At 72.5% G+C, this 26,259-nt stretch carries 24 protein-coding genes; 9 read left to right on the top strand and 15 right to left on the bottom strand.

Annotated features, from left to right (window positions below; genetic code table 11):
* Both B5D80_RS29070 and hflX read right to left on the bottom strand, forming a co-directional pair.
* Window positions 1-1,394, bottom strand: a 1,394-nt coding sequence (locus B5D80_RS29070; RefSeq protein ID WP_245855050.1) for a hypothetical protein, incomplete at its 3' end; no start/stop codon positions are given.
* A 48-nt stretch (window positions 1,395-1,442) separates the two neighbouring features.
* Window positions 1,443-2,894 (bottom strand): GTPase HflX, encoded by a 1,452-nt coding sequence (gene hflX, locus B5D80_RS29075; protein ID WP_088647129.1) that lies wholly within the window; start codon window positions 2,892-2,894, stop codon window positions 1,443-1,445.
* Window positions 2,895-3,069: 175 nt separating this feature from the next.
* On the opposite strand from hflX, the gene B5D80_RS29080 reads away from it, so the two are divergent.
* Entirely contained in the window at window positions 3,070-4,542 is a 1,473-nt protein-coding gene (locus B5D80_RS29080; RefSeq protein ID WP_088647130.1) for an NAD-dependent malic enzyme, read from the top strand.
* A gap of 249 nt (window positions 4,543-4,791) precedes the next feature.
* On the opposite strand, the gene dapF is transcribed toward B5D80_RS29080, so the two are convergent.
* The 4 genes from dapF to B5D80_RS29100 form a co-directional block, all read right to left on the bottom strand.
* Entirely contained in the window at window positions 4,792-5,625 is an 834-nt protein-coding gene (gene dapF / locus B5D80_RS29085; protein WP_088647131.1) for a diaminopimelate epimerase, read from the bottom strand.
* A 7-nt stretch (window positions 5,626-5,632) separates the two neighbouring features.
* A complete protein-coding gene (miaA, locus tag B5D80_RS29090; protein WP_088647132.1) occupies window positions 5,633-6,544 on the bottom strand; it encodes a tRNA (adenosine(37)-N6)-dimethylallyltransferase MiaA in 912 nt (303 codons plus the stop codon).
* The gene (locus B5D80_RS29095) at window positions 6,541-7,422 is read right to left on the bottom strand and encodes a class III extradiol ring-cleavage dioxygenase family protein (RefSeq protein WP_245855052.1); all 882 of its coding nucleotides are present in this window, start codon (window positions 7,420-7,422) and stop codon (window positions 6,541-6,543) included. Before B5D80_RS29095 ends, miaA begins: the two co-directional genes overlap by 4 nt.
* 108 nt (window positions 7,423-7,530) lie before the next feature.
* On the bottom strand, window positions 7,531-7,980 hold the full coding sequence (locus B5D80_RS29100) for a hypothetical protein (protein ID WP_245855053.1): 450 nt from the start codon (window positions 7,978-7,980) through the stop codon (window positions 7,531-7,533).
* Between the two features lie 253 nt (window positions 7,981-8,233).
* On the opposite strand from B5D80_RS29100, the gene B5D80_RS29105 reads away from it, so the two are divergent.
* From B5D80_RS29105 to B5D80_RS29115, 3 genes are all read left to right on the top strand, one after another.
* Window positions 8,234-9,442, top strand: coding sequence for a DUF349 domain-containing protein (locus tag B5D80_RS29105; protein WP_088647133.1), 1,209 nt, complete (start codon window positions 8,234-8,236; stop codon window positions 9,440-9,442).
* 405 nt (window positions 9,443-9,847) lie between these two features.
* Window positions 9,848-11,515 carry a cellulase family glycosylhydrolase gene (locus B5D80_RS29110; RefSeq protein WP_088647134.1) on the top strand — a complete coding sequence of 556 codons (1,668 nt, stop codon included), beginning with the start codon at window positions 9,848-9,850 and terminating at the stop codon, window positions 11,513-11,515.
* 304 nt (window positions 11,516-11,819) lie between these two features.
* The gene (locus tag B5D80_RS29115; protein ID WP_088647135.1) at window positions 11,820-13,196 is read left to right on the top strand and encodes a pectate lyase family protein; all 1,377 of its coding nucleotides are present in this window, start codon (window positions 11,820-11,822) and stop codon (window positions 13,194-13,196) included.
* Window positions 13,197-13,240: 44 nt separating this feature from the next.
* On the opposite strand, the gene miaB is transcribed toward B5D80_RS29115, so the two are convergent.
* The gene (gene miaB / locus B5D80_RS29120) at window positions 13,241-14,755 is read right to left on the bottom strand and encodes a tRNA (N6-isopentenyl adenosine(37)-C2)-methylthiotransferase MiaB (protein ID WP_088647149.1); all 1,515 of its coding nucleotides are present in this window, start codon (window positions 14,753-14,755) and stop codon (window positions 13,241-13,243) included.
* Between the two features lie 66 nt (window positions 14,756-14,821).
* On the opposite strand from miaB, the gene B5D80_RS29125 reads away from it, so the two are divergent.
* Window positions 14,822-15,046 carry a DUF2277 family protein gene (locus B5D80_RS29125; RefSeq protein WP_088647136.1) on the top strand — a complete coding sequence of 75 codons (225 nt, stop codon included), beginning with the start codon at window positions 14,822-14,824 and terminating at the stop codon, window positions 15,044-15,046.
* A gap of 51 nt (window positions 15,047-15,097) precedes the next feature.
* Here the strand turns inward: B5D80_RS29125 and B5D80_RS29130 are convergent, their stop codons facing one another.
* Both B5D80_RS29130 and selD read right to left on the bottom strand, forming a co-directional pair.
* Window positions 15,098-15,577 (bottom strand): hypothetical protein, encoded by a 480-nt coding sequence (locus B5D80_RS29130; RefSeq protein ID WP_088647137.1) that lies wholly within the window; start codon window positions 15,575-15,577, stop codon window positions 15,098-15,100.
* 203 nt (window positions 15,578-15,780) lie between these two features.
* On the bottom strand, window positions 15,781-16,770 hold the full coding sequence (gene selD, locus B5D80_RS29135; RefSeq protein ID WP_088647138.1) for a selenide, water dikinase SelD: 990 nt from the start codon (window positions 16,768-16,770) through the stop codon (window positions 15,781-15,783).
* Between the two features lie 197 nt (window positions 16,771-16,967).
* Between selD and B5D80_RS29140 the strand changes: the two genes are divergently transcribed.
* The 4 genes from B5D80_RS29140 to B5D80_RS29155 are packed head-to-tail and all read left to right on the top strand — an operon-like array spanning window position 16,968 to window position 20,371.
* Window positions 16,968-17,723 (top strand): amino acid ABC transporter ATP-binding protein, encoded by a 756-nt coding sequence (locus B5D80_RS29140; RefSeq protein ID WP_088647139.1) that lies wholly within the window; start codon window positions 16,968-16,970, stop codon window positions 17,721-17,723.
* A gap of 57 nt (window positions 17,724-17,780) precedes the next feature.
* Entirely contained in the window at window positions 17,781-18,659 is an 879-nt protein-coding gene (locus B5D80_RS29145; protein WP_088647140.1) for a glutamate ABC transporter substrate-binding protein, read from the top strand.
* Window positions 18,660-18,698: 39 nt separating this feature from the next.
* Entirely contained in the window at window positions 18,699-19,406 is a 708-nt protein-coding gene (locus tag B5D80_RS29150; protein WP_088647141.1) for an amino acid ABC transporter permease, read from the top strand.
* Complete coding sequence (locus B5D80_RS29155; protein WP_088647142.1) at window positions 19,403-20,371, top strand: amino acid ABC transporter permease; 969 nt, start codon at window positions 19,403-19,405, stop codon at window positions 20,369-20,371. Before B5D80_RS29150 ends, B5D80_RS29155 begins: the two co-directional genes overlap by 4 nt.
* A 61-nt stretch (window positions 20,372-20,432) precedes the next feature.
* Here the strand turns inward: B5D80_RS29155 and rny are convergent, their stop codons facing one another.
* The 6 genes from rny to B5D80_RS29185 form a co-directional block, all read right to left on the bottom strand.
* Entirely contained in the window at window positions 20,433-22,199 is a 1,767-nt protein-coding gene (rny, locus tag B5D80_RS29160) for a ribonuclease Y (protein WP_088647143.1), read from the bottom strand.
* Between the two features lie 547 nt (window positions 22,200-22,746).
* The gene (locus B5D80_RS29165; protein ID WP_088647144.1) at window positions 22,747-23,451 is read right to left on the bottom strand and encodes a 3-keto-5-aminohexanoate cleavage protein; all 705 of its coding nucleotides are present in this window, start codon (window positions 23,449-23,451) and stop codon (window positions 22,747-22,749) included.
* A 2-nt stretch (window positions 23,452-23,453) separates the two neighbouring features.
* A complete protein-coding gene (locus tag B5D80_RS29170; RefSeq protein ID WP_088647145.1) occupies window positions 23,454-24,167 on the bottom strand; it encodes a regulatory protein RecX in 714 nt (237 codons plus the stop codon).
* A 14-nt stretch (window positions 24,168-24,181) separates the two neighbouring features.
* Window positions 24,182-25,228: a recombinase RecA gene (gene recA, locus B5D80_RS29175; protein ID WP_088647146.1), complete on the bottom strand. Its 1,047-nt coding sequence runs from the start codon at window positions 25,226-25,228 to the stop codon at window positions 24,182-24,184.
* Window positions 25,229-25,412: 184 nt separating this feature from the next.
* Window positions 25,413-25,613 carry a DUF3046 domain-containing protein gene (locus B5D80_RS29180; RefSeq protein WP_088647147.1) on the bottom strand — a complete coding sequence of 67 codons (201 nt, stop codon included), beginning with the start codon at window positions 25,611-25,613 and terminating at the stop codon, window positions 25,413-25,415.
* Window positions 25,614-25,617: 4 nt separating this feature from the next.
* A partial coding sequence (locus tag B5D80_RS29185) for an MFS transporter (protein ID WP_144081797.1) occupies window positions 25,618-26,259 on the bottom strand: 642 nt, incomplete at its 5' end.

Raw genomic sequence — 26,259 nt, forward strand, 5'->3', positions numbered from 1 at the left:
CCGGCCGGGGGCCGGCCACCGCCGTAGACCGCGCCGCCGGCCGGCCGGGCGGGCGCGCCGCCGGCCGCCGCCGGAGCACCGTAGACCCCGCCACCGCGCGGCCGGTCCACGACCGGCTCGGCAGCGTGCGGACCGTCGCCTGCCGCCGGCCCCTCGGCCCGGGAGACCGCGCCGGAGGTGAACACGTCGTCGTCGGGGTCGTCGGGGTCGTCGCCGGCCGTCGCGGCCCGCCGCCGGGACCTGACGATCCCGACGATGCCGGCCCCGACCAGGAGCGCGCCGATCACACCGACCGCACCGATCAGGTAGGTGATCTGGTCCAGGCTCAGGTTGTCGTACCAGGACTTCTCGGCCGCCGGCTTGGCCCCCGCCGCGCCCTCGACCGGCTCGGCGCCCTTGGTCGACGGCGTGTAGCCGAGGATGTCGATCGGATCCTCCGGGGCGAGTTCCCCACCGTCGGAGACGGTGACGAACCCGGTGCCGTCGGGGGTGTACGAGATGGCCTCGCCGAACGGGTCGGCCAGCGGGGTGACCCGGGGCTTGCCGGTGGTCAGCGCGGCCACGATGTCGTCGCCGCTGACGTCGTACTCGAAGGCGTCGGCGTAGGTGCGCAACACCACCCGGCTGCCGTCGGGCGAACGGGCCGCCCCGGTGATCGCCACCCGGCCGATGATGTTCAGCGGATTGTCGGTGGTGGTCTTGGGCAGAGTGATCTCGCCGACCTTCTTCATCGGCACCGGCTCGGCGTTGCCGTCGGGGTCGAGCTTGGCCTCCGGCGTGAAGATCTCCGCCTTGCCGCTGGGCACCTTGGTGATCACCAGGGGCAGGCCGTCCGCGCCGATCAGCAGCGCCTCGGCGTCGTGCGGCTTGCGTTCCGGGTACGACAGCCGGTGCAGCACCGGCTGCTTCGACCCGGTGACCGGCATCGTCCAGACCGCGACCCGGGTACGCCGTTCCCTGCTGGTGACATTGTCGCCGGTGTCGGCGATCCAGAGGGTCTTGCCGTCGGGTGAGAGGGCCAGGTCCTCGGTGTCGAAGGGGCCGTCACCGGAGTACTTCACCGGCTCCTTGGCGATCTTGCACTTGGTGTCCAGGAAGAAGACCCGCTTGCGGCTCTCCTGGAGGGTGCCGTCGTTGATCACGATGTAGCCGGTCTTCGTGGCGACCAGACCGGACAACTCGCGCAGCCGCTCGTCGGTGATCGTGCACTTCTTCTTGCCCGCAGCCGCCGCGAGCGGACCCGCCCCGACGGCCAGCGGCCCCGCGCCGGTGACGGGCGGGGCCACCCCGGCGGGGGCGGCGGAGACCGGTGCCGCCCCGGCGGCAGCAGCGGGTGCCACGGCCGCGCCGAACAGGGCGAGGGCAACCGTGACCGAGGAGACAGCGCGGCGCATGGCGTCAGTGTCGCATGCCGCGATGAACCTCAGGTCACACCGGAGCGCTCACCGACTGCCGGCCACCGCCGGGTCACCCGCCGCCACGAACGGCGTCAGCTCGGCGGCCAGCGCCTCCCCCACCCGGACGTGCAGGAGCGTGCCCTCGGGCAGGTGGGAGGTGCTGAGCACCTCACCCTGCCGGTGCAGCCGGGCAACCAGGTCACCCCGGTCGTACGGCAGCACCGCGCGGACCTCGACCGCCGGGCGGGGCAGCCGCTGCTCGATCTCCTGGCGCAGCGCGTCGATGCCGCGCCCGCTGTGCGCGGACACCAGGACCGCGTCCGGCCAGAGCCGCTTGAGCCGCAGCAGGGTCTCCTCGTCGGTGGCGTCGGTCTTGTTCACCACCAGCAGCTCGGGCAGCCGGTCGGCACCGACCTCGGAGAGCACCTCGCGGACCGCCCGGACCTGTTCCTCCGGGTCGGGGTGCGTGCCGTCGACCACGTGCACCACCAGGTCGGCCTCGGCGACCTCCTCCAGCGTCGAGCGGAACGCCTCGACGATCTGGTGCGGCAGGTGCCTGACGAAACCCACCGTGTCGGAGAGCGTGTAGAGCCGCCCGTCCGAGGTGGTGGCCCGGCGGGTGGTCGGGTCCAGGGTGGCGAAGAGCGCGTTCTCCACCAGTACGCCCGCACCGGTGAGCCGGTTGAGCAGGCTCGACTTGCCGGCGTTGGTGTAACCGGCGATGGCCACGGCGGGAACGGCGTTGCGGGAACGGCGGGCACGCTTGGTCTGGCGTACCGTCTTCATGCCCTTGATCTCCCGGCGCAGCCGGGCGATGCGGTGCCGGATGCGCCGCCGGTCGGTCTCCAGCTTGGTCTCACCGGGGCCGCGCAGGCCCACGCCGCCGCCGGCGCCGCCGCCGCGCCCGGAACCACCGGTCTGCCGGGAGAGCGTCTCACCCCAACCACGCAGCCGGGGCAGCAGGTATTCGAGCTGGGCCAGCTCGACCTGCGCCTTGCCCTCCTTGCTCTTGGCGTGCTGGGCGAAGATGTCGAGGATCAGCGCGGTGCGGTCGACGACCTTGACCTTGGTGCGCTGTTCCAGGTTCCGTAGCTGGGACGGGGACAGCTCACCGTCGCAGATCACCGTGTCGGCGCCGGTGGAGAGCACCACGCCGGTCAGGTCGTCGACCTTGCCCCGGCCGACGTAGGTGGCCGGGTCGGGGCGGCTGCGGCGCTGGATGAGCCCTTCGAGCACCTGTGAACCGGCGGTCTCGGCCAGGGCGGCCAGCTCGGTCAGCGAATTGTCGGCGTCGCTCTGGGTGCCCTCGGTCCAGACGCCGACGAGGACGACCCGCTCCAGCCGGAGCTGGCGGTACTCGACCTCGGTGATGTCGGTCAGCTCGGTGGAGAGGCCGGGGACCCGCCGCAACGCCTGCCGCTCCGACAGCTCGTACTCGCCGGTCGTGGCGTCGAGGTCGTCGTCCGAGTAGGGGGTGTGGGTCTCCTGGTCTCGCAAGCTGCGACTCCTGTCCGTTCTGTGCATGTACCGAGTAATCCTGACATGGGTCAACGCCGGGCGCGACTGCTATATGCCCGTGGTGCAGGTCGCCGAACGCGGGGCCGGCTGCCGCCGTGGCCCGGCGGGCGAGTAGAAATGCTGACGAGCCGCCAGCGACGACGGAGGTATTTCCGTGGCCATCACCCGACTGCCGAGTGCCGGATTCTCGATCACGATCCGGATCGCGGTCCCCGCGGACGCCTCCTCGATCGGCCGGCTCACCACGTCGGTCGGTGAGGCCGGCGCGATCGTCACCGCGCTGGACGTGGTCGACTCCGACCCGACCCACGTGATCGTGGACCTCACCTGCGACACCGCCGACGCCGGCCACGCCGACCAGGTCGTCGAGGCGCTCACCGCCCTCGACGGGGTGGACGTGCGCAAGGTCTCCGACCGGACGTTCCTGCTGCACCTCGGCGGCAAGATCGAGGTGCACTCCAAGGTCGGGCTGCGGACCCGTGACGAGCTGTCCCGGGCGTACACCCCGGGGGTGGCCCGGGTCTGCATGGCGATCGCGGAGAACCCGGCGGACGCCCGCCGGCTCACCATCAAGCGCAACACGGTCGCCGTGGTCAGTGACGGCTCGGCCGTGCTCGGTCTGGGCAACCTCGGCCCGGCGGCGTCGCTGCCGGTGATGGAGGGCAAGGCGGCGCTGTTCAAGCGGTTCGGCGGGGTGGACGCCTGGCCGGTGGTCCTCGACACCCAGGACACCGACGAGATCGTGACGATCGTCAAGGCGATCGCCCCCGCGTACGGCGGGATCAACCTGGAGGACATCGCCGCGCCGCGCTGCTTCGAGATCGAGGCCCGGCTGCGTGAGGCCCTCGACATCCCGGTCTTCCACGACGACCAGCACGGCACCGCGATCTGCGTGCTGGCCGCGCTGACCAACGCGCTGCGCGTGGTGGGCAAGCAGCTCGCCGACGTCCGGGTGGTCGTCTCCGGGGCCGGCGCGGCCGGCACCGCGATCATGAAGCTGCTGCTGCGCCAGGGCGTCGGCGACATCATCGCGTACGACCGGCAGGGCGCGCTGCACCGCGACCTGCCCGGCCTCAACCCGGCCTGGCAATGGCTGGCCGAGAACACCAACCGGGACAACTACTCCGGCGACCTGGCCGGCGCGGTCCGGGGCGCGGACGTCTTCATCGGGGTGAGCGCCCCCAACCTGCTCACCGGTGACGACATCGCCACCATGGCCAAGGACGCGATCGTCTTCGCGCTGGCCAACCCCGACCCGGAGGTCGACCCCCGGGAGGCCCGCAAGCACGCCGCGATCGTCGCCACCGGCCGCTCGGACCAGCCGAACCAGATCAACAACGTGCTCGCCTTCCCCGGGGTGTTCCGCGGCATGCTCGACGCGCACGCCGAGGAGTTCACCGAGGAGATGGCGATCGCGGCGGCCCGCGCCATCGCCGACGTGGTCGGCGAGGACAAGATCAATCCGACGGTCATCGTGCCGAGCGTCTTCGACTCCCGGGTCGCCCCGGCGGTCGCCGCCGCCGTCCGGGCCGCCGCCCAGAACCCGGCCGTCACCCCGCCGCCGGCCGCCGACCCGGGCCCCGCCGACCTCCCCGAGATCGCCGCCACCGCCAGCGCCACCCCCTGACCCCTGGGCCCTCCTCTCCCCGTCCGCGCCCCGCCCCCGGCCCAACCCGGCTCGCCCCGGTGATCAAGAGGTTTGCGTCACCATTCCGGCAGCCGGTGACGTAAACCTCTTGATCACCGTGCGCCACCCCGACAGGGCCGGGTGATCAAGAGGTTTGCGTCATCCGCCTGCGGGATGTTGACGCAAACTTCTTGATCAACGACGCGGAGCGGGGCGAGGCAGAGCGGGGCGCGGCGGGAAGGGCGGCGGTCAGGGGAGGGTGAGGGTGCCGGTGGCGACCAGGACGGCGGGGCCGGCGAGCCAGCAGGAGTCGGCGGTCACCGTGACCGTGAGCCGGCCACCGGGGACGTCCACCGCCACGACGCCGGTGTCCCGGGTGGCGTCGCGCAGCGCCACGGCGGCGACCGCGCAGGCGCCGGTGCCGCAGGACAGGGTCTCGGCCGAGCCACGCTCGTAGACCCGCATCAGGACGTGGTCGTCAGTGCCGTCGACCGGGTCGGCGGGGGCGGTGAACTCGACGTTCACCCCGTGCGGGAAGACCCGGGGGTCGAATTCGGGTGCGCGGGTCAGGTCCAGGTCGGCCAGGTCGATGCCGGCCGGCAGGGCGCAGACCAGGTGCGGGTTGCCGACGTCCACCGCCGTGCCGGGCAGGGTCAGCCCGCCGAGGACGGCACTGGAGGCGTCGTACAGCCGGGGACGGCGCATCTCGACGGCGATGGTGTCGCCGTCGACCCGGGCCCGGACGAGGCCGGCGCGGGTCGCCACCGGCAGGGTTCCGCCAGTCGGGGTGGCCAGCCCGGTCGCCAGCAGGTAGCGGACGAAGACCCGGGCCCCGTTGCCGCACATCTCGGCGAACGAGCCGTCGGAGTTCCAGTAGTCCATGAACCATTCGGCCTCGCCGGCGAGGGCGACCCCGTCGGGGTGTTTCGCCGCGCGGACGACCCGCAGCACGCCGTCGCCGCCGAGGCCGCGCCGCCGGTCGCAGAGCGCGGCGACCAGGCCGGGGGTCAGGTCGAGGGTGCCGTCCGGGTCGGGCAGGACGACGAAGTCGTTGCCGGTGCCGTGGCCCTTGGTGAACTCCACGCCCCCATCATCGCCGATGCCCGGCGACCACCCGCAGGGCAGTCTCGACAAACGTCGGGGCGGTCGGGTCCAGCCAGTGGATGCGCTGGTCACGGCGGAACCAGGAGCGTTGCCTGCGGACGAACCGGCGGGTGGCCCGGATCGTCTCGTCCCGTGCCTGCGCCTCGTCGGTCTCCCCGGCCAGGAACCGCAGCACCTGCTGGTAGCCGAGCGCCCGGCTGGCCGTCCGGCCTTCGGCCAGGCCCCGTTCGAGCAGTGCGCGGACCTCGGCGACCAGCCCGTCGGCCCACATCCGGTCGACCCGCGCCGCGATCCGCTCGTCGAGCAGCGCGGTGTCCAGGTCGACGCCGAGCTGCACCGCCGGGTAGTACGGGGTCGGGTCGGGCAGCGAGGCGGTGAACGGCGCCCCGGTCAGCTCGATCACCTCCAGCGCCCGGACGATGCGTCGGCCGTTGCCGGGCAGGATGCCCGCCGCCGCCGTCGGGTCCGCCCCGGCCAGCCGGGCGTACAGCGGGGCCGGGCCGAGCTGCGCCAGTTCCGCCTCCAGCCGTTCGCGTACCGCCGGGTCGGTGCCGGGGAACTCGAACTGTTCGAGCACCGCCCGCACGTACAGGCCGGAGCCGCCGACGAGCAGCGGCACCCGCCCCCGGGCCAGGATGTCGTCGACCGCCGCGCGGGCCAGCCGCTGGTACTCGGCGACGCTGGCCGGCTCGGTGACCGGCCAGATGTCCAGCAGGTGGTGCGGCACCCCGTCGCGTTCGGCGGGGGTGAGCTTGGCGGTGCCGATGTCCATACCCCGGTAGAGCTGCATCGAGTCGGCGTTGACCACCTCACCGCCGAGGGCGTGCGCGAGGGCGATGCTCAGCGCCGACTTGCCCGCCGCGGTCGGCCCGACCACGGCGACGACCGTGCCGCTCACCGCGTCACACCGCCCGCCGCCGCCGTCCCGGTGTCACCCGCCGGCGTCCCGTCCGGGCCGGTCGGGCCGGTCGGGCCGGTCGGGTCCGTCCGGGTCCAGGAGGCCACCAGGTAGCCGACGCCGTAGGGGACGCCGTGGTGGCGCAGTTCGCCGTGCCAGTCGCCGCCGGCCGTGCGGACCGCCCCGGCCAGCACCTGCCAGGCCGGCCGACCGGCGACCCTGAGCTGCGCCGACAGCTCCGGGTCCAGGCCGAGCAGCGCGTCGGCGTCCGCGTCGGCGAGGGCACGGGCGACCCCCTCGTCGTACGCCCCGGCGCGCGGGTCGTCGTAGCCCGGCGCTTTCGGGCCGTGGCAGGCCGACCCGTCACCGAGCACCAGCAGGGCCCAGGGCCCGTCCACCCGCAGCCCGGCCCCGAGGGCGGCGCACCGGTCGGCCGGCTCGTCCGACGCGACGCTCACCAGCCGCCAGGCGGTCGGTGCCGGCGGGGCGGTCCGGTCGACCAGCCAGGCCCCGACCAGCAGACTCAACGGCAGCGGCTCGTCGTCGGCCGGTGGCGACACCGGCTCGACGCCGCCCGACGGCGGCACCGGGTCACCGCTGTCGCCCGACGGCGGCACCGGGTCACCGCCGGCCGTTGCGAGACCGACCGTGAGGGGCAGCCCCCAGGGGGCGAAGCTGCCCCGACGGGGCAGCGCCAGTTCGGTGGTGCGCTCACCGGCACCGACCAGCACGACGGTGTACGCCCCGGCCGCGTAGAGGGCGGCGACGGCGGCGGCGCAGGCGTCACGCAGCTCCGCCAACTCGGGCGCGGCGGCCCCGGCCAGCTCCGGCACGATCAGCGGCGGGTGCGGGCAGACGGCGGCGGCGAGCAGTGGCACCAGGCAACGGTAGCGGCCGGGCACCGCCCGCTCCGCCCACCCCGCCGTCGGGCATGCCCGGGTGCGGCGCGGGGGCGGGCATGCGGGTGGTCGGCCCGGGGTCGGCGGTCAGCCGGCCTGGCCGCCCCAGCCGCCCTGGACCATGGTCTGGAACCGCCACTGCCCGCCGGTGCGGACCAGCAGGTCGGCGTAGCGCACCCGCTGAGGTCGGCCGTCGATGGTGAACTCGGCCTCGGTGAGCACCACGGCCAGGCTGCGAGTGAGGAAGTAGGGCGTGCGGCGGCTCTCCATCCGCAGGTCGCCCCCGCCGCCGAGGACGCCGCCCATCATCTCCAGGTAGGCCGCCCGGTCGAGCTGGCGGGCCGAGCCCTCGCCGGCCACGTCGTCGGTGACCGTGTTCAGCGGGAACATCGCCAGGTCGGCGGTGCCGGCCACGTCGCCCGCCCCGGCCAGGGCGTCGTACTGGCGGAACCACTCGTCCAGCTCGGCGAGATCGGCGGCGTCGGGCACGAACCCGGGGTCGGCCGGGGGCGTCATCCGGGTGTGGGACTGGGTCATCCTGCTCCTCCTCGCCCGCCCGCGGCACGGGCGGCAGCTTTCTGTACGGCCTACCGTACACCGTACGGCGGATTGCGACACTCCCCCCACGGAGCCTGTGTGTGGGTGCTAGGACACCATATGGTCACGGTCAGAGACAGGCGCTCGACGCGGACGGGGGCGGACCTGTGACAATGCCGGGAGCAAGTTGGCTGCGCCGTGGCGGCGATCGCGGGGGGTTTCCCGACGACGCCGGGAGAACGAGGATGGGCACATGAGCGACTGGACTGCCTTCGGACGGGTGGACGCGGACGGCACCGTGTACGTGAAGACCAGCGAGGGCGAGCGGGTGGTCGGTTCCTGGCAGGCGGGCGCGCCCGAGGAGGGGCTGGCCCACTTCGCCCGCCGCTTCGCCGACCTGGTCACCGAGGTGGACCTCACCGAGGCCCGGCTCAACTCGGGCGCCGCCGACGCGGGGGGTTCGCTGAGCACCGTCCGGCGGATCCGCGCCTCGCTGGCCGAGGCCCACGTCGTGGGGGACATCGACGCCCTCGCCGCGCGCCTGGACAAGCTCGCCGTGCTCGCCGAGGAGAAGGCCGGCGAGGCCCGCGCCGCCCGGGAGGCCGCCCGGGGTGAGGCGCTCGCCCGCAAGACCGCCCTGGTCGAGGAGGCCGAGAAGCTGGCCGCCGAGTCGACCGGCTGGAAGACCGCCGGCGACCGGCTCAAGGAGATCCTCGACGAGTGGAAGACCATCCGGGGGGTCGACAAGAAGGCCGACGGTGAGCTGTGGAAGCGGTTCGCCGCCGCCCGGGACGGCTTCACCAGGCGTCGGGGCGCCCACTTCGCCTCCCTCGACCAGCAGCGCAAGCAGGCGCACACGGTCAAGGAGGAGCTGGTCGCCGAGGCCGAGAAGCTCTCCGACTCCACCGACTGGGCGGCCACCGCCAACCAGCTCAAGGAGCTGATGAACCAGTGGAAGGCCGCCCCGCGCGCCTCCAAGGAGTCGGAGCAGAAGCTCTGGGAACGGTTCCGCGCCGCCCAGGACGCCTTCTTCAGCCGGCGCAGTGAGGTCTTCTCGGCCCGGGACAACGAGCAGCGGGCCAACCTGGAGCGCAAGCAGGCGCTGCTGGCCGAGGCCGAGGCGCTGGACGTCGACGGCGACCCCAAGGGCGCCCAGGCGAAGCTGCGCGACATCCAGGCCCAGTGGCACGAGGCGGGCCGGGTGCCCCGGGAGGCCGCCGCCGGCCTGGAGCGGCGGCTGCGTGCCGTCGACGACAAGGTCCGCGAGGTGATGGACTCGGCCTGGCGGCGGACCACCAAGGAGGACAACCCGCTGCTGGCCCAGATGCGGGCGCAGGTCGCCGAGGCCGAGGAGCGGCTCGCCCGCGCCCAGGCCGCCGGGGACGCCCGCCGGGTCAGGGAGGCCGAGCAGGCGCTCGCCTCCAAGCGGCAGTTCCTCCAGCTCGCCGAACAGGCCGGCTGACCCCCGGCCGGCACGTGCCGGCCGGTGACACGCGCGAGCCCCCGGTCCCGGGTGAAGGGACCGGGGGCTCGCGCGTGTCCGGGGGCCGTGCGGGGAGCTGGCGGCCGGCCGGAACGGCCCGGCCGGCGGGGGCCGCCGCGACCTGCGGTTGACGCATCGAGAGCGGCTGATCAGAATGGGCGGCAGAGCCAGGTCGATCCCACCGGCGCGAGGGCACCGACGACGGACACCGTCGTCGGGAGTCGCCGGTGCACCGCAGCGAGTGGCCGTGTCCACGTGACCCGGCACGTCGCGCACTGTCCGCGTATCCCGTGACGAGCGGGACGGACGGCGGCGGCCGGCGTTTCCCCCGGTTTTCCGCCCCGCGTCGCCGTCGCGACGCCGGGCATCCGAAGTGGAGCCCGCATGTACCGACCCCGCACTCTCGGCGCCGCGCTCACCGCGCTCGCCACCGCTGCGGCAGGCGTGTTCGTCGCCGCCGCCGTCAGCACCACCCCGGCCGCCGCCGCCGTCGGCGGCACCGGCACCGGCTACCTGCACACCAGCGGCAACAAGATCGTCGACAGCACCGGTGCGACGGTACGGCTGACCGGCATCAACTGGTTCGGCATGGAGACCGACAACCGCACGTTCCACGGCCTGTGGTCGAACAACCCGTGGCGTGGGCAGCTCGACAAGATGGCCAGCCTGGGCTACAACACGCTGCGCATCCCGTACTCGAACGACTCGGTGAAGCCGGGCGCGACCGCCACCGGGATCAACGACTTCGTCAACCCGGACCTGGTCGGGCTCTCCCCGTTGCAGATCCTCGACAAGGTGATCGACTACGCGGGCAGCAAGGGCATGCGGGTCATCCTGGACCGGCACCGGCCGACGTCGGCCGGTCAGTCGCCGCTCTGGTACACCTCGACGGTCTCCGAGGCGACCTGGCTCAACGACTGGAAGATGCTGGCCCAGCGGTACGCCGGCAACACCACGGTGATCGGCGCGGACCTGCACAACGAGCCGCACGCCGAGGGCACCAACCCGGCCGCGACCGGCGCCTGCTGGGGCTGCGGCGACACCACCCGGGACTGGCGGCTGGCCGCCGAGCGGGCCGGTAACGCCATCCTCGGGGTGCAGCCGAACTGGCTGATCTTCGTGGAGGGGGTGAGCTGCCCCAGCGGCGGCCTGTCGAACGTCTGGGACAACGACACCAGCAACGACGAGGACTGCGGCTGGTGGGGCGGCAACCTGTCCAAGGCCGGGCAGTTCCCGGTCCGGCTGAACGTGGCGAACCGGCTGGTCTACTCGCCGCACGAGTACGCCACCAGCGTCTACGAGCAGGAGTGGTTCAAGGCGGCCGACTTCCCGGCGAACCTGCCGGCGGTCTGGGACCGCTACTGGGGTTACCTCTACAAGCAGAACATCGCCCCGATCATGATGGGCGAGTTCGGCAGCACCCTGGCCGACCCCCGGGACAAGGTGTGGCTGGAGAAGCTGATGGCCTACACCGGCACCGGCGTCAACGGGATGTCCTTCACCTACTGGTCGTGGAACCCCAACTCGGGTGACACGGGTGGCATCGCGCTCGACGACTGGACCAACATCAACACCGCCAAGCAGGCGATCCTCCAGCCGTACCTGATCCCGCCGGTGGCCGGTGGGGCCGACCCGACGGGCACCCCGACGCCGAAGCCGCCGACCACCACCCCGGTGCCGCCGACCACGACCCCGCCGCCGCCGACCACGACGCCCCCGCCGCCCACCACCACGCCCCCGCCGGCGGGTGGCTGCACCGCCACCTACAAGCAGGTCAACGCCTGGCAGGGTGGCTTCCAGGGCGAGCTGACCGTCAAGAACACCAGTTCGTCGGCGGTGAACCCGTGGTCGGTGACCTGGACCTGGCCGACCGGGGTCACCCTGGTCAACGGCTGGAACGCCACGGTCACCCAGTCCGGCACGACGGTGACCGCCGCCGGGCCGAGCTACGCGCCGTCACTGGCGGCGGGCGCGTCGATCACCGTGGGCTTCACCGCCAACGGTACGGCCGCCGCGCCGGCCTCGGTGAAGCTGAAGGGCACCGCCTGCTGAGCCGGTCCCGTCCGCACCCGGCGGGCCGCCTGTCGACACGTCCGTCGACCGGCGGCCCGCCGGCCGTTGCGGCACTGCCGGGAGGTGGCCGGCACGCCGATTTACATCCGCTGCCGTCTATGCTTTGCTCGGGAAAGCGCTTGTCCGGGCCGCGGGCGCACCACACGGGAGCCACCTCGTACCGACCTGACCCCCCGGCAGGGGCCGATCGGCGAACGCGGCGAGTCACCGGTGCCGACGGGCGCGGCACCCACCGGCGGCTCCCCCGTCGACGGTCGCCTGTCCCACCCGAAAGGGACGCAGCATGCGCACACCTCGGCGTCGTACGACGCTGATCGCCGCCACCACCGTCGCCCTGCTCGCCACCGGCACGCTCACCGCCGTCGCCGCCCACGCCGCCACCGGCTGCGCGGTCAGCTACACCCTCGGCGGGCAGTGGCAGGGCGGCTTCACCGGCAACGTCACCGTCACCAACCTCGGCGACCCGCTGTCGAGCTGGAGCCTGCGCTGGTCGTACTCGGCCGGACAGACGGTCAGTGACGCCTGGAACGCCACCGTGACCCAGAGCGGCAGCACGGTGACCGCCACCAACGTCGGCTACAACGGGAGCGTGCCGACCAGCGGCAGCGTCTCGTTCGGCTTCAACGGCACCTGGAACAACTCCACCAACCCGGCGCCGACCAGCTTTACCCTCAACGGGGTGACCTGCACCGGAAGCACCGCCCCCACCGGTGCGCCGACCACCCCACCGTCGGCCACACCCCCGCCGACGACGCCCCCGCCCACCACCCCACCGGCGACCACCCCGCCGCCCAGCGTGCCGCAGACCGGCCTGGTCGGCTGGGCTACCCAGAACGGCGGCACCACCGGCGGCGGCAGCGCGGCCGCCACGACCGTCACCACCGCCTCGGCGCTGACCAGCGCGTTGAACGCCACCGGCGCGGCGGTGATCCGGGTCTCCGGCACCATCAACTGCTCGGGCATGCTGCGGGTCCGCTCCAACAAGACGGTGCTCGGCAACGCCGGGGCGACCATCGTCGGCTGCGGCTTCACCGTCAACGGCGACCGCAACGTGATCATCCGGAACCTGACGTTCCGCAACTGGAGCGACGACGCGGTCAACGTGGAGAGTTCGGCCACCAACATCTGGATCGACCACAACACGTTCAGCAACGGCTACGACGGCACCGTCGACATCAAGCGCGGCTCGGACTTCGTGACCGTCTCCTGGAACCGGGTCTACAGCCACGACAAGACGATGCTGCTCGGGCACAGCGACGACAACGGCGGCCAGGACATCGGCCACCTGCGGGTGACCTACCACCACAACTGGTACGACGGCAGCAAGCAGCGCAACCCCCGGGTCCGCTTCGGCAACCCGGTGCACGTCTACAACAACTACTACTACAACAACGCCGGCTACGGCGTGGCCTCCACGATGAGCGCCGGCGTGCTCGTCGAGGGCAACTACTTCGAGAACGTCAAGGACACCTACCACCTCGGCGAGGCCGACTCCGGGCCGGGCAGCCTGGTGGCCCGCAACAACCACTTCGTCAACTCGCCCGCCGGGCAGACCGGCGGCAGCGTCGCCGGCATCCCGTACCCGTACACCCTGGACAGCGCGAGCAGCGTGAAGTCCATCGTGACGGCGGGCGCCGGCGCGGGCCGGATCTCGGTCTGACCGGGCACCGGTCGGGGTCCGCCGGTGGCGGGCCCCGGCCGGGATCAGTGCGCGGCGCAGCCGGTCGTCGGCGCGGGCGACGCGGCCGGCGCACCGACCGTGGGCAACCCGAGCAACACCCCGGGGGTACGCGGGGCGCGGCCCGCCTCGGCGGCGTCCCCGGCCCGGGTGCGGCGGTGCGCCAGCGGCGCGCCGTCGGCGTTGAGGTGGTGCGGGGCGGCGTAGGTGACGGTGGTGTGCACGATGTCGCCCGGCCGGACGGTGCCGGCCGCACCCGGCTCACCGGGCGCGCCGGTGGCGAAGTGCACCAGCCGGCCGTCGCGGGCCCGGCCGGAGAGCCGGCCGGTGCGGTCGTCCTTGCGGCCCTCGCCGACGGCCACCAGCACCTCGACGGTCTCGCCGACCAGGCGCTTGTTCTCCGCCCAGGTGATCTCCTCGACGCAGGCGATCAGCCGTTCGTAGCGTTCCTGCACGACCTGCTTGGGCAGTTGGCCGTCCATGGTCGCGGCCGGGGTGCCGGGGCGCTTGGAGTACTGGAAGGTGAACGCCGACGAGAACCGGGCCGCGCGGACCACGTCGAGGGTCCGCTCGAAGTCCGCCTCCGTCTCGCCGGGGAAGCCGACGATGATGTCGGTGGTGATCGCCGCGTCGGGCATCGCCGCGCGGACCTTCTCGATGATGCCGAGGTACTTCTCCGACCGGTACGAGCGGCGCATCGCCTTCAGCACGTCGTCCGAGCCGGACTGCAACGGCATGTGCAGCGAGTGGCAGACGTTGGGTGTCTCGGCCATCGCGGCGATCACGTCGTCGGTGAAGTCCTTCGGGTGCGGGCTGGTGAACCGGACCCGTTCCAACCCGTCGATCTCACCTGTCGCGCGCAGCAGCTTGCCGAAGGCGTACCGGTCGCCGAACTCGACGCCGTAGGAGTTGACGTTCTGCCCGAGCAGGGTCACCTCCAGCACGCCCTCGGCGACCAGCGCGCGCACTTCGGCCAGGATGTCGCCGGGGCGGCGGTCCTTCTCCCTGCCGCGCAGCGAGGGCACGATGCAGAACGTGCAGGTGTTGTTGCAGCCCACCGAGATCGACACCCAGCCGGCGTACGTCGACTCGCGCCGGGTCGGCAGGGTGGACGGGAAGACGTCGAGGGATTCGAGGATCTCCACCTCGGCGGCGGTGTTGTGCCGGGCCCGTTCCAGCAGCACCGGCAGCGAGCCGATGTTGTGCGTGCCGAACACCACGTCCACCCAGGGGGCCTTGCGGACGATGTCGCCGCGGTCCTTCTGGGCCAGGCAGCCGCCGACGGCGATCTGCATCCCCGGGTGCCGGTCCTTCACGGGGCGCAGGTGACCGAGGTTGCCGTAGAGCCGGTTGTCGGCGTTCTCCCGGACGGCGCAGGTGTTGAACACCACCACGTCCGGGTTGTCGTCGGCCTCGGCGAGCCGCACGTAACCGGCCTGTTCCAGCAGGCCGGAGATGCGCTCGGAGTCGTGCACGTTCATCTGGCAGCCGTACGTGCGCACCTGGTAGGTGCGCGGGCTGCCCGCGGCTGCGGTAGTCATGACGTGCACAGCGTATCCGGGCCGACCGACCCGGGCCGACCGGGAAGACCCCGACGAGGAGGAACCATGTGCCGGAGCATCAAGACCCTGCGCGAGCCGTACGTCCCGACGGTCACGCCGGCCGACATCGAGGCGGCGGCGTTGCAGTACGTCCGGAAGGTGTCCGGTTTCCGGGCCCCGGCGGCGCACAACGCGGCGGCGTTCGAGGCGGCGGTGCAGGCGGTCACCGCCGCCACCGCGACCCTGCTGGACCAGTTGCAGGTCCGCGGCACCCGCCCGACCGCCCACTGACCCCGGCTCACCGGCCCGGACCGCAGCGCGGGCCCGGGTCGGGCGGGGCGGTCAGGCGGCGGCGAGGGCCGGGTTGACCGAGTCCGGTTCCCACCGCGACCGGCAGCACCGCGACCAGCCCCGGCAGCCCGGGTGCGCCAGGGTGCAGAGCCGGCGGGCGGAGAGCACCTCGCCGTCGTCGGTCTCGGTGACCTCGAAGTGCACCGGGCGGATCGTGCCGTCCGGGGCGACCAGCAGGTGCCGGCCGGCGTCGAGGGTGTCGTCGGCCAGCAGGCAGTCCCGGTCGAGCAGCCGGGCCAGCGCGGCTACCGCGCTCAGCTCGGGCAGCGACTCGGGTACGCCGTAGCAGTCGACTATCGTCCCGAACTCCCCCGGGGCCTCCCAGACGTCGCAGATCACCGCGTACGTGGGCAGCCGGGCCGGGTCCGCCACGGCCAGGGGCATCACCACCCGGCCGAGCGCCTCGGCCAGCGCCGGGTACACCTCCACGGGTGCGGCCCCGTCGATTCTCCAGTTCCACAGCTCGGTCATGCCGCCTCCTCGCTGCGTTCGTCCCACCGGCCTCCGGATCGGGCCTTACTGACGATGGTGGGGGGCATATGACCTCAGCCGGGGGCAAGTTACCGGTCTGTGACCATTCCGGGCAAAATTTCCTGGTACCCCGCTGCGCCGAGTAGCGGGAAAACGACAGTTTATCGGGTACGGTGCCCCGGCCGGGCCGGTCGGACGGCGGGTCAGCGGACGACGACCATCGACCCACCCCGGGGCAGCAGCTCACCGATCACCGTGCCGCCGGGCACCTCGCCGGCCAGCAGCAGCCCACCCGAGGTCTGCGCGTCGGCCAGCAGCAGCCGGTCGGCCTCCCCTGTCGACCCGAACCCGGTCCACGGGCCCACCCAGTCCAGGTTGCGCCGGGTGCCGCCGCTGACGTGCCCGTCGCGCACCGCCTGGCGGGCACCGGGCAGGTAGGGCACCCGGGCGGCGTCGATCGCCACCGTCAGGCCACTGGCGCGGGCCAGCTTCGAGGCGTGCCCGAGCAGCCCGAAACCGGTCACGTCGGTGCCGCAGCGGATGCCGGCCGCGACGGCGGCGCGGGCCGCGTCCCGGTTGAGCGTGGTCATCGACGCCACCGCCTCGGCGGAGACCTCGCCGGTGGCCTTGTGCCTGGTGTTCAGCACCCCGACGCCGAGCGGCTTGGTCAGCGACAGCGGCAGCCCGGCCCGTCCGGCGTCCAGGGTGATCAGCTCGTCGGGGCGGACCAGCCCGGTCACGGCCAGCCCGTACTTGGGGCCGTCGTCGTCGACGCTGTGCCCGCCGGCCAGGTGGCAGCCGGCCTCCCGGGCCACGTCCTGCCCGCCGCGCAGCACCTCCCGGGCCAGCTCCAGCGGGAGGGTGTCCCGGGGCCAGCAGAGCAGGTTGATGGCGACCAGCGGGGTGCCGCCCATGGCGTACACGTCGGACAGGGCGTTCGCGGCGGCGATGCGCCCCCAGTCGTAGGCGTCGTCGACGACCGGGGTGAAGAAGTCGGCGGTGGTGACCAGGCCGGTCCGCGCGTCCAGCCGGACCACCGCGGCGTCGTCGCCGTGGTCCAGGCCGACCAGCAGTTCGGCGGTGCCGGTGGCCGGTCCGAGGCCGGCGACCATCGCCTCCAGCTCGCCCGGCGGGATCTTGCAGGCGCAGCCGCCACCACGCGCGTACTCGGTCAGGCGGACCCGGTCGGTCATCCCCCCATGATCTCCGTCACCCCTCCGCACCGCCACCTGACGGCCCGTCGGAGTGACGGAATTCGGACGTCCGCGTACACCCGACACCGGTGTTACCTCTCCGTGACCCGTTGAGTTGCGATCCGCCACGCCGCCCCGCCTACAGTGGCCCAACCGGGGGTCGACCGACCCCGCTTTCCGGTACGACGACAGGGACGGTGGACGACGTGGCGACCGGCGAACCGCTGATCGTGCTGGACAAGGTCAACAAGTGGTTCGGCCCCCTGCACGTGCTCGACGACGTGTCACTCTCGGTGGGCAAGGGCGAGGTCGTGGTGGTGATCGGGCCGTCCGGCTCGGGCAAGTCGACGCTCTGCCGGACGATCAACCGGCTGGAGCCGATCAACCACGGGACGATCACCTTCGACGGCCGGCCGCTGCCGGCCGAGGGGCGGGCGCTGGCGAAGCTGCGCAGCGAGGTCGGCATGGTCTTCCAGTCGTTCAACCTCTTCGCCCACAAGACCATCCTGGAGAACGTCACCCTCGGGCCGGTAAAGGTCCGCAAGGAGAAGCCGGCCGCCGCCCGCGAGCGCGGCCTGGCCCTGCTCGACCGGGTCGGCATCGCCAACCAGGCCGACAAGTACCCGGCCCAGCTCTCCGGCGGCCAGCAGCAGCGGGCGGCGATCGCCCGCGCGCTGGCCATGCAGCCCAAGGCGATGCTCTTCGACGAGCCGACCAGCGCGCTCGACCCGGAGATGGTCGGCGAGGTGCTCGACGTGATGACCTCGCTGGCGAGCGAGGGCATGACCATGGTGGTGGTGACCCACGAGATGGGCTTCGCCCGGCACGCCGCCAACCGGGTGATCTTCATGGCCGACGGGCAGCTCGTCGAGGACGCCCCGCCGACGGAGTTCTTCGCCAACCCGCGCAGCGAGCGGGCCCGGGACTTCCTCTCCAAGATCCTCACGCACTAGGCGTCCGTAGTGGAGCGCGCCGGTCACCGGTGCATTCCGACGAAGAAGGAGTTCAGTATGCGTATGAAGCGCGTGGCGGCAGTCGCCGCGGCGGCTACTCTGGCGCTCGGCCTGGCCGCCTGCGGTGGCGACGACGCCGACGAGGGCACCGGCGCCGGCAGCAAGTCCTTCGCCGCCGGCAGCACCATGGAGAAGCTCAACAAGGCGCAGAAGATCAAGGTCGGCACCAAGTTCGACCAGCCCGGCTTCGGCCAGAAGGGCCTCTCGGGCAAGCCGGAGGGCTTCGACGTCGAGATCGCCAAGCTCATCGTCAAGGAGCTGGGCATCCCCGAGGACAAGATCGAGTACGTCGAGACGCCGTCGAAGGTCCGTGAGGACGTCATCGTCAACGGCACCGTCGACCTGGTCGCGGCGACGTACACGATCAACGACAAGCGCAAGGAGCGGATCGCCTTCGCGGGGCCGTACTACGAGGCCGGCCAGAACATCCTGGTCAAGAAGGACGACACCACCATCACCGGTCCGGATTCCTTCAAGGACGGCACCAAGAAGGTCTGCTCGGTGACCGGGTCCACCCCGGCCGAGGAGATCAAGAAGTACGTCAAGGACGTCGCCACCCAGCTGGTGCTCTTCGACACCTACGACAAGTGCCGCGACGCCCTCAAGGGCGGTCAGGTCAACGCCGTCACCACCGACAACGTGATCCTGCTCGGCTACGTCGCCAAGGACGAGGCGTCGTTCAAGCTGGCCGGTGACAACTTCACCAAGGAGCCGTACGGCATCGGGGTGAAGAAGGAGGACACCGACTTCCGCAACTTCATCAACGACACGTTGGAGAAGGCGTTCAACGACGGCGCCTGGAAGAAGGCGTGGGACGACACCGCCGGCAAGTTCGGCGCGGAGCTGGGCAGCGCGCCCACCGTCAACCGTTACTGATCTGACCTCGATCTGGAGGGTGGGGAGGAACACCGGCCCGTGAGTGTGCTCATCGACAAGTTCGACGTCTTCGCGGGTGGTTTCTGGCTCACCCTCCAGATCTGCGTGCTCGCCGCGATCGGCGCCCTGATCCTGGGCGCCGTCGTGGCGGTGCTGCGCATCTCGCCGGTGCCGCCGCTGCGCGCCGTCGGCACCGCGTACGTCAACGTCTTCCGGAACATGCCGTTGACGGTGGTGATGTTCTTCGCCGCCTTCGGCCTGCCGGCGCTCGGCTCCAACGCCGACTTCCTGCGCGTCCCCGTGCTGGATTCGCTGTTCTCCCGGCTCGGCACCGACCTGCCGTACTTCCGCTTCGCGCTGATCGCCCTGGTGCTCTACACCGCCGCGTTCGTCTGTGAGGCGCTGCGCTCCGGGGTCAACGCGGTGCCGCCGGGCCAGGCCGAGGCCGCCCGGTCGCTCGGCCTGACCTTCGGCCAGAACCTGCGGCACGTGGTGCTGCCGCAGTCCTGGAAGGCGTCGGTGGTGCCGCTCGGCTCGGTGATCATCGCCATGATCAAGAACTCGGCGCTGATCGGCTTCTTCGGCGTGGTCGGCGACCTGTCCCAGACCGCCGACCAGCTCACCTCCGCCGAGGGCTACGCCTTCATCCCGGTCGCCATCGGCATCTCGATCGGCTACCTGATCATGACCGTGCCGCTCGGCGCACTGCTCGACCGGCTGGAGAAGCGACAGGCGGTGGCCCGATGAGTCAGCAGACCAGCGTCCTGTACGACGTCCCCGGCCCGCGCCAGCGCCGGATCACCCTGATCAGCAGCGTCGTCGCCACCGTGCTGCTGGCCGTCGGCGCGTACTTCCTGATCTACCGGCCGCTCGACGACAAGGGCCAGTTCTCGATGGAGCTGTGGGGGCCGCTGGTCGACCCCTCCAACGAGAACTTCTCCCAGGTGTGGGACCGGATCGGCCTCGGCCTGAAGAACACCCTCACCGCCGCCGCGCTGGCCATCGTCGCCTCGCTGGTGGTCGGCACCCTGCTCGCGGTGCTGCGCATCCAGCTCAAGAGCCTCACCCGGCGACGCTTCACCGGGATGGCCACCCCGGTGGCCTACCTGCTGCGCGGGCTCAGCGTCACCCTCTCGGCGGTCACCCGGGTCTGCGTCGAGGTGTTCCGGGGCCTGCCGGTGGTGCTCACCATCTTCTTCGTGGCCCGGGGTTTCCCCGAGTTCGGCATCTCCTTCGACACGCTGTGGTACCTGGTCATCGGCCTGACCGTCTACAACTCCGTGGTCATCGCCGAGATCCTCCGCTCCGGCATGGAGGGGCTGCCCGGCGGGCAGGCCGAGGCCGCCGCCGCGATCGGCCTCTCCCCCGCACAGACCACCCGGATGATCCTGCTCCCCCAGGCGTTCCGGATCATGCTGCCGGCGCTGATCAGCCAGCTCGTCGTGGTGCTCAAGGACACCTCGCTGGGCTTCATCATCAGCTACGAGGAGACCCTCAACATCGGCAAGCAGATCATCGGCGTGCTGGACAACCCGATCCAGGTCTACGTGGTGATCGCCGCGCTGTTCATCCTGGCCAACTACTCGCTGTCGAAGCTGGCCCAGTTCGTCCAGCGGCGGCTGTCCCGCGGGCGCAAGTCGGCAGGCACGCCGGCCCCGCAGGCCCCGCCCACCGTGCTCGCCTCCCAGGCCGAGGGCACGGGCGGCAACTGAACCATCCCACGCGACGAGGGCCGGCCCGGAGATCCGGGCCGGCCCTCGCGGTCGTACGGGGTCAGCGGGCGATCTCGGTGACCCGGGACTCGCGGACCACTGTCACCCGGATCTGACCCGGGTAGGTCAGCTCCTCCTCGATCTGCTTGGCCACGTCCCGGGCGAGGACCGCCGCGCCGATGTCGTCGACGTCGTCCGGCTTGACCATCACCCGGATCTCCCGGCCCGCCTGCATCGCGAACACCTTCTCCACGCCGAGCTTGCCGGCGGCGATCTCCTCGATCCGCTCCAGCCGCTTGACGTACGCCTCCAGGCTCTCCCGCCGGGCCCCCGGCCGCCCGCCCGAGCAGGCGTCGGAGGCCTGGGTGAGGACCGCCTCGATGGTCTGCGGCGGTACCTCGTTGTGGTGCGCCTCGATGGCGTGCACCACGTCCTCGCTCTCGCCGTACTTGCGGGCCAGGTCGGCGCCGATGATGGCGTGACTGCCCTCCACCTCGTGGGTGAGCGCCTTCCCGATGTCGTGCAGGAACGCCGACCGCTTGATCGTCGGCACGTCCAACCGCAGTTCGGCGGCCATGATCCCGGCGATGTGCGCGGTCTCCACCAGGTGCTTGAGCACGTTCTGCCCGTACGACGTGCGGTAGCGCAGCCGGCCGAGCAGGGTGACCAGCTCCGGGTGGATCTCGGTGATGCCCACCTCGACCAGGGCGTCCTCGGCGGCCCGGTGGCACAGCTCCTCCACCTCCTGGCGGGCCAGGTCGTGCACCTCCTCGATCCGGTGCGGGTGGATGCGCCCGTCGAGGACCAGCTTCTCCAGGGTGAGCCGGCCGACCTCGCGGCGCACCGGGTCGAAGCAGGACAGCAGCACCGCCTCCGGGGTGTCGTCGATGATCAGGTTGACCCCGGTCACCGACTCGAAGGCGCGGATGTTGCGCCCCTCCCGGCCGATGATCCGCCCCTTCATCTCGTCCCCCGGCAGGTGCAGCACGCTGACCACGCTCTCCGCGGTCTGCTCGCTGGCCACCCGCTGGATGGCGTCCACCACGATGTGCCGGGCGCGCTGCTCGGCGGTGCTGCGGGCGTCGGACTCGATGTCCCGCACCAGCAGCGCCGCCTCCCGCTTCGCCTGCGTCTCGATCGCCTCGATCAGCTCGGTGCGGGCCGACTCGGCGGTGAGCCCGGCGACGCGTTCCAGTTCCCGCCGGCGCTGCTCCTCGGCCACCGTCAGGGCGGCCTCCCGGGCGGTGACCGCCGCCTCCCGCTCGGCGAGCGCGGCGCTGGCGGCGGTGAGCTGACGCTCCCGCTCGGCCAGCCGCTCCACCTCCTCGGTGTGCAGCCGCTCCCGCTCGTCCATCCGGGCGGCCCGGCGTTCCACCTCGGCCGCCTGCTCCCGCGTCGTCGCGGCGAGCACCGCCACCTCACGCTCACCGCTGCGCCGGGCGGCGGCCCGGAGCTGCTCGGCGTCCGCCTCGGCCTGCTTGTGGGCCCGTTCCAGGACGGTGTCCGCCTCGGCGCGGGCGTCGTCGAGGACCCGCCGGGCCTCCGCGCGGGCCGACTTCGCCTCCGCCTTCGCGCCGGCCGCCTCGGCCCGCGCCGCCGAGGCGGCGGACTTCGCCACGTCGATGGTGCTGTTCACCTCGTCGGCGGCGCTGCGCAACGCGGCCAGCGACTGTTCCTGCCGGTCCTTCTCCGCGATGAAGGCGGGATCGTCCGGGGCGGGGGCGGTGCCGATCCGGCGCAGCGCCCGCACACCGACCAGGACGACGCCGACCACGACGACGGCGAGGAGTCCGACGACGATCAGGAGCACCACGTCGAAGGTGCTCATGCCGGCGTCCCGTCACCCGGGCCGGTGGGCCGCAACACCGTGCCGGCGCGACCGTGCGCGCCACCACCTCCTGGGGACCCCCGGTCCCTGTGCCGACCAGCCATGGTCGCGCCTCCCCAAACGTCTACGCCGCAGGGGAACCGTGCCGACGGGCACGCCACCTCTGCGGCTCCGGACGCCCGACCGAGCGGCTGGCCGTGGGTACAGCTCTCCGTCGGCGATGCCCATGCGGCATCGCCGACAGCCGGGTGCAGTTGTCGGGTCGGCTCCGGACCGGCTGTCCGGAGGGACCGTCAAGGCCGGTGGAGCTGGCCAAAGTGATGCGGTTCTGTTACGCGATCTATGTTGTGCGCTTAGCCTGCGCTTGGTCGGGCAAAGTGAGCCTGTATGGCGAGGCTAGGTCGCGGAAGGCCGTTCGGTCAAGAACTCATGATCAAAACCCCCCGAACGGAGAGAGTTGAGAACGTCACCCAGCGGTGATCCGGGTCCGGACACGGTCGCCCAAAAAGCCCAAATATTCGTGCTGGTGGGGCCGGAACCGGTCGGGTCAGCGGGCACCCAGCGCACGGGCACAGCCCGCCAGGGCGGCGTTGCCGGGGGCCGGTGAGCCGTCCGGCAGGTGCAGGGTGTCCTCCAGGCCGATCCGGGTGTCCAGGCCCCGGCGGACCGCATCGAGGAGCACCGGCCAGGTGGCCGGCCCCTCGCCGTGCAGCAGCACCGGAGGATCACCGGGGGCGAGACGGGCGAGCATGTCGGCGGCGTCGGCCAGCGCCCGCTCCGGCTCGTCGGCCAGGCACTCGACCAGGACCCGCCCGGCCGGAACCCGCCAGCCGCGCCAGGCACGGACCGCGTCCACCGTCCAGAGGCCGGCCTCGACCAGCACGCCCCGCTCGTGCAGGGCCGCCGCGACCGCCTCGGCGCCGTCCTCGTGGGCGTTGACCGAGGCGAAGTCGGGAAGCACCGACCAGGCGCGGACGGCGGCGACCCGGTCGGCCGGGTCCGGTGCGATCCACGCGCCGGTGCTCACCCCCACCGGCAGCCCCGGCCGGGCGGCGCGGATCGCGGTCACCGCCTCGGCGATCACCGCCGGGGACAGCGACTCGGCACCGTCGGCGTCCCGGGGATGGACGTGCACCGCCGCCACCCCCAGCTCGGCACAGCGGACCGCGTCGGCGGCCAACTCGGCAGCGGTCAGCGGCACGGCGGGATGCTCGTCGCGCCGCCGGGCACCGTTGAGGGACGCCTTCCACACGGTCAGCCCCGCTCGCCCTCGGCGTCGGCCAGCGCGTCGGCGTCGATCTGCTCGGCGAACTCGGCCGCCTCGGCGCTCTGGGCGGCCAGGGCGTCCTTCACCGCCCGGATCGCCACCCCGGGCGGATAACCCTTGCGGGCGAGCATGCCGACCAGGCGGCGGAACACCGCGTCGGGCTCGCCCCGGGCGGTCCGCAGCTTCCGGTCGACCAGGGCGCGGGCGGTCTGCGCCTCGGTCTCCTCGTCCAGCTCGCCGAGGGCCTCGCTGGCCACCTCGCCGTCCACGCCGCGCTGGCGCAGCTCGTTGGCGAGGGCGCGGCGGGCCAGCCCGCGACCGTTGTGCCGGCTGGAGACCCAGGCGCGGGCGAAGGCCGCGTCGTCGATGATGCCGACCTCGTCGTAACGGTCGAGCACCTGGGCGGACACCTCGTCGGAGATGCCCTTCTTCGCCAGCGCCCCGGCCAGCTCGGCCCGGGTACGCGGGCGCACCGCGAGCTGCCGCAGGCAGATCTCCCGGGCCACCTCGCCCTCGTCCCGGGGCGTCGGCTCGACCGGCCCCGACACGTCCTCGTCGGCCCGCCCCCGGCGACCCCGACGGGGGCGGTCGCCACCGGCCCGGGTCGGATCGTCGGCGTTGGTGCGGAAGGGGTCGTCGGCACCCGCGCGGGGTGGGGAGGCGTCCCATCCCCGCCCCGTGCGGGCGCGTCGTCCTGCCATCGGGGGGCGACCGGTCAGAAGTCGACAGGCGGCAGCTCAGGGCCACCGGCGGCGTCACCCGCGCCGACCCCGACCCCGAGCTTCTCCAGGATCTTCTTCTCGATCTCGGCGGCCACGTCCGGGTTCTCCTTCATGAACTCCCGGGCCTTCTCCTTGCCCTGGCCGAGCTGGTCACCGTCGTAGGTGTACCAGGCGCCGGACTTGCGGATGATCGCCTGCTCGACGCCGACGTCGATCAGCGAGCCCTCGCGGGAGATGCCCTTGCCGTACATGATGTCGAACTCGGCCTGCTTGAACGGCGCGGCGACCTTGTTCTTCACGACCTTGACCCGGGTGCGGTTACCGACCACGTCGGTGCCGTCCTTGAGGCTCTCGATGCGGCGCACGTCGAGCCGGACCGAGGCGTAGAACTTCAGCGCCCGGCCACCGGTGGTCGTCTCGGGCGAGCCAAACATGACGCCGATCTTCTCGCGGAGCTGGTTGATGAAGATCGCCGTGGTGCCCGTGTTGTTGAGCACGCCGGTGATCTTCCGCAGCGCCTGGCTCATCAGCCGGGCCTGGAGACCGACGTGGCTGTCGCCCATCTCGCCCTCGATCTCGGCGCGCGGCACCAGGGCCGCCACCGAGTCGATCACGATGATGTCGATCGCGCCGGAGCGGACCAGCATGTCGGTGATCTCCAGCGCCTGCTCGCCGGTGTCCGGCTGGGAGACCAGCAGGGCGTCGGTGTCGACACCGAGCGCCTTGGCGTAGTCGGGGTCGAGCGCGTGCTCGGCGTCGACGAAGGCGGCGATGCCGCCGGCCCGCTGGGCGTTGGCCACCGCGTGCAGGGCGACCGTGGTCTTACCGCTGGACTCGGGGCCGTAGATCTCGACGACCCGGCCCCGGGGCAGGCCACCCACGCCGAGCGCCACGTCGAGCGCGATGGAACCGGTCGGGATGACCGAGGTCTGGACGACCGGGCGCTCGCCCAGCCGCATCACCGACCCCTTGCCGAACTGCTTGTCGATCTGAGCGAGAGCAAGGTCGAGTGCCTTCTCCCGGTCGGGCCCTGCGGCCATGTTTGCCACTCCTGCCTTCGCCGGCGTCTTTCCTGAGCTTCGCGTCACGCGGACACGCTAGGCGCTGGGTCCGACAGAAAACCAGCCGACGGGCCGCGAGCTGTGGACGAGCACCCCGCTGTGGACAATAGCCGAACAGGTGTACGAGCCGGCAAGCGACACGCGGACGGGGTCCGACGGCAGCTCAGCGTAGTCGCGCGGGCACCCGGTCGGGGTACGCGGCGACCACCGCCCGCCACACCACGTGGGTCTGCTCGCCGGCCGCGAGGGCCTGCTCGATGGTCCGCCCGTCGAGTTGGGAGAGCACCTGGTCGCTGGCGATGCTGGCCGCGTAGCCCGACCCGAACGCCTCGTCCAACCGGGTCCAGAAGTCGGTCAGCCGCACGTGATCACTCCTCCTCGTCGGGTGCCGTCGGTGGCACCCGCCGCAACGCTAGCGCCACCAGCGGCACCACCGCGATCGCCGCCAGCAGGGTCAGGGTCGGATAACCCGCCACCCGCATGACAAACCCGCTGGCCGCCGCCGCGCCCGCCCCGGCCAGCCCCATCGTCAGGTCGGAGAGCCCCTGCACGCTGGGGCGCACCCGGGACGGCACCGCCTCGGACAGCAGCGTCGAGCCGGCCACCATGGTCGCCGACCAGCCCAGCCCGAGCAGGGCCAGGCCGACCGAGAGGCGCGGCGTGTGGTGCCCGGCGGTGCCGGCGACCGCACAGGCCGCCAGCAGGGTGCCGACGCCGGTGAGGATCACCGCGCGCCGGCCCCACCGGTCGGTGAGCCAGCCCACCACAGGCGAGAACGCGTACATGCCGGCGATGTGCACGCTCAGCACGATGCCGACGACCCGCAGCACGTCCGCGTCGGAGTGCGACTCGCCGAGGCGTACCGGGGTCATCGCCATCACCGCGACCATCACCAGGTGGCCGACCGCGACGGCGGCGATGCCCAGCCGGGCCGCCGGCCGGCGGCGCACCACCCGCCAGGCCGCCCGCATGCCGGCCCGCCGCGCGCCCGGCGCGGTCGCCGCCGGGGT

This window comes from Micromonospora wenchangensis, from assembly GCF_002210435.1.
Classification (GTDB): domain Bacteria; phylum Actinomycetota; class Actinomycetes; order Mycobacteriales; family Micromonosporaceae; genus Micromonospora; species Micromonospora wenchangensis.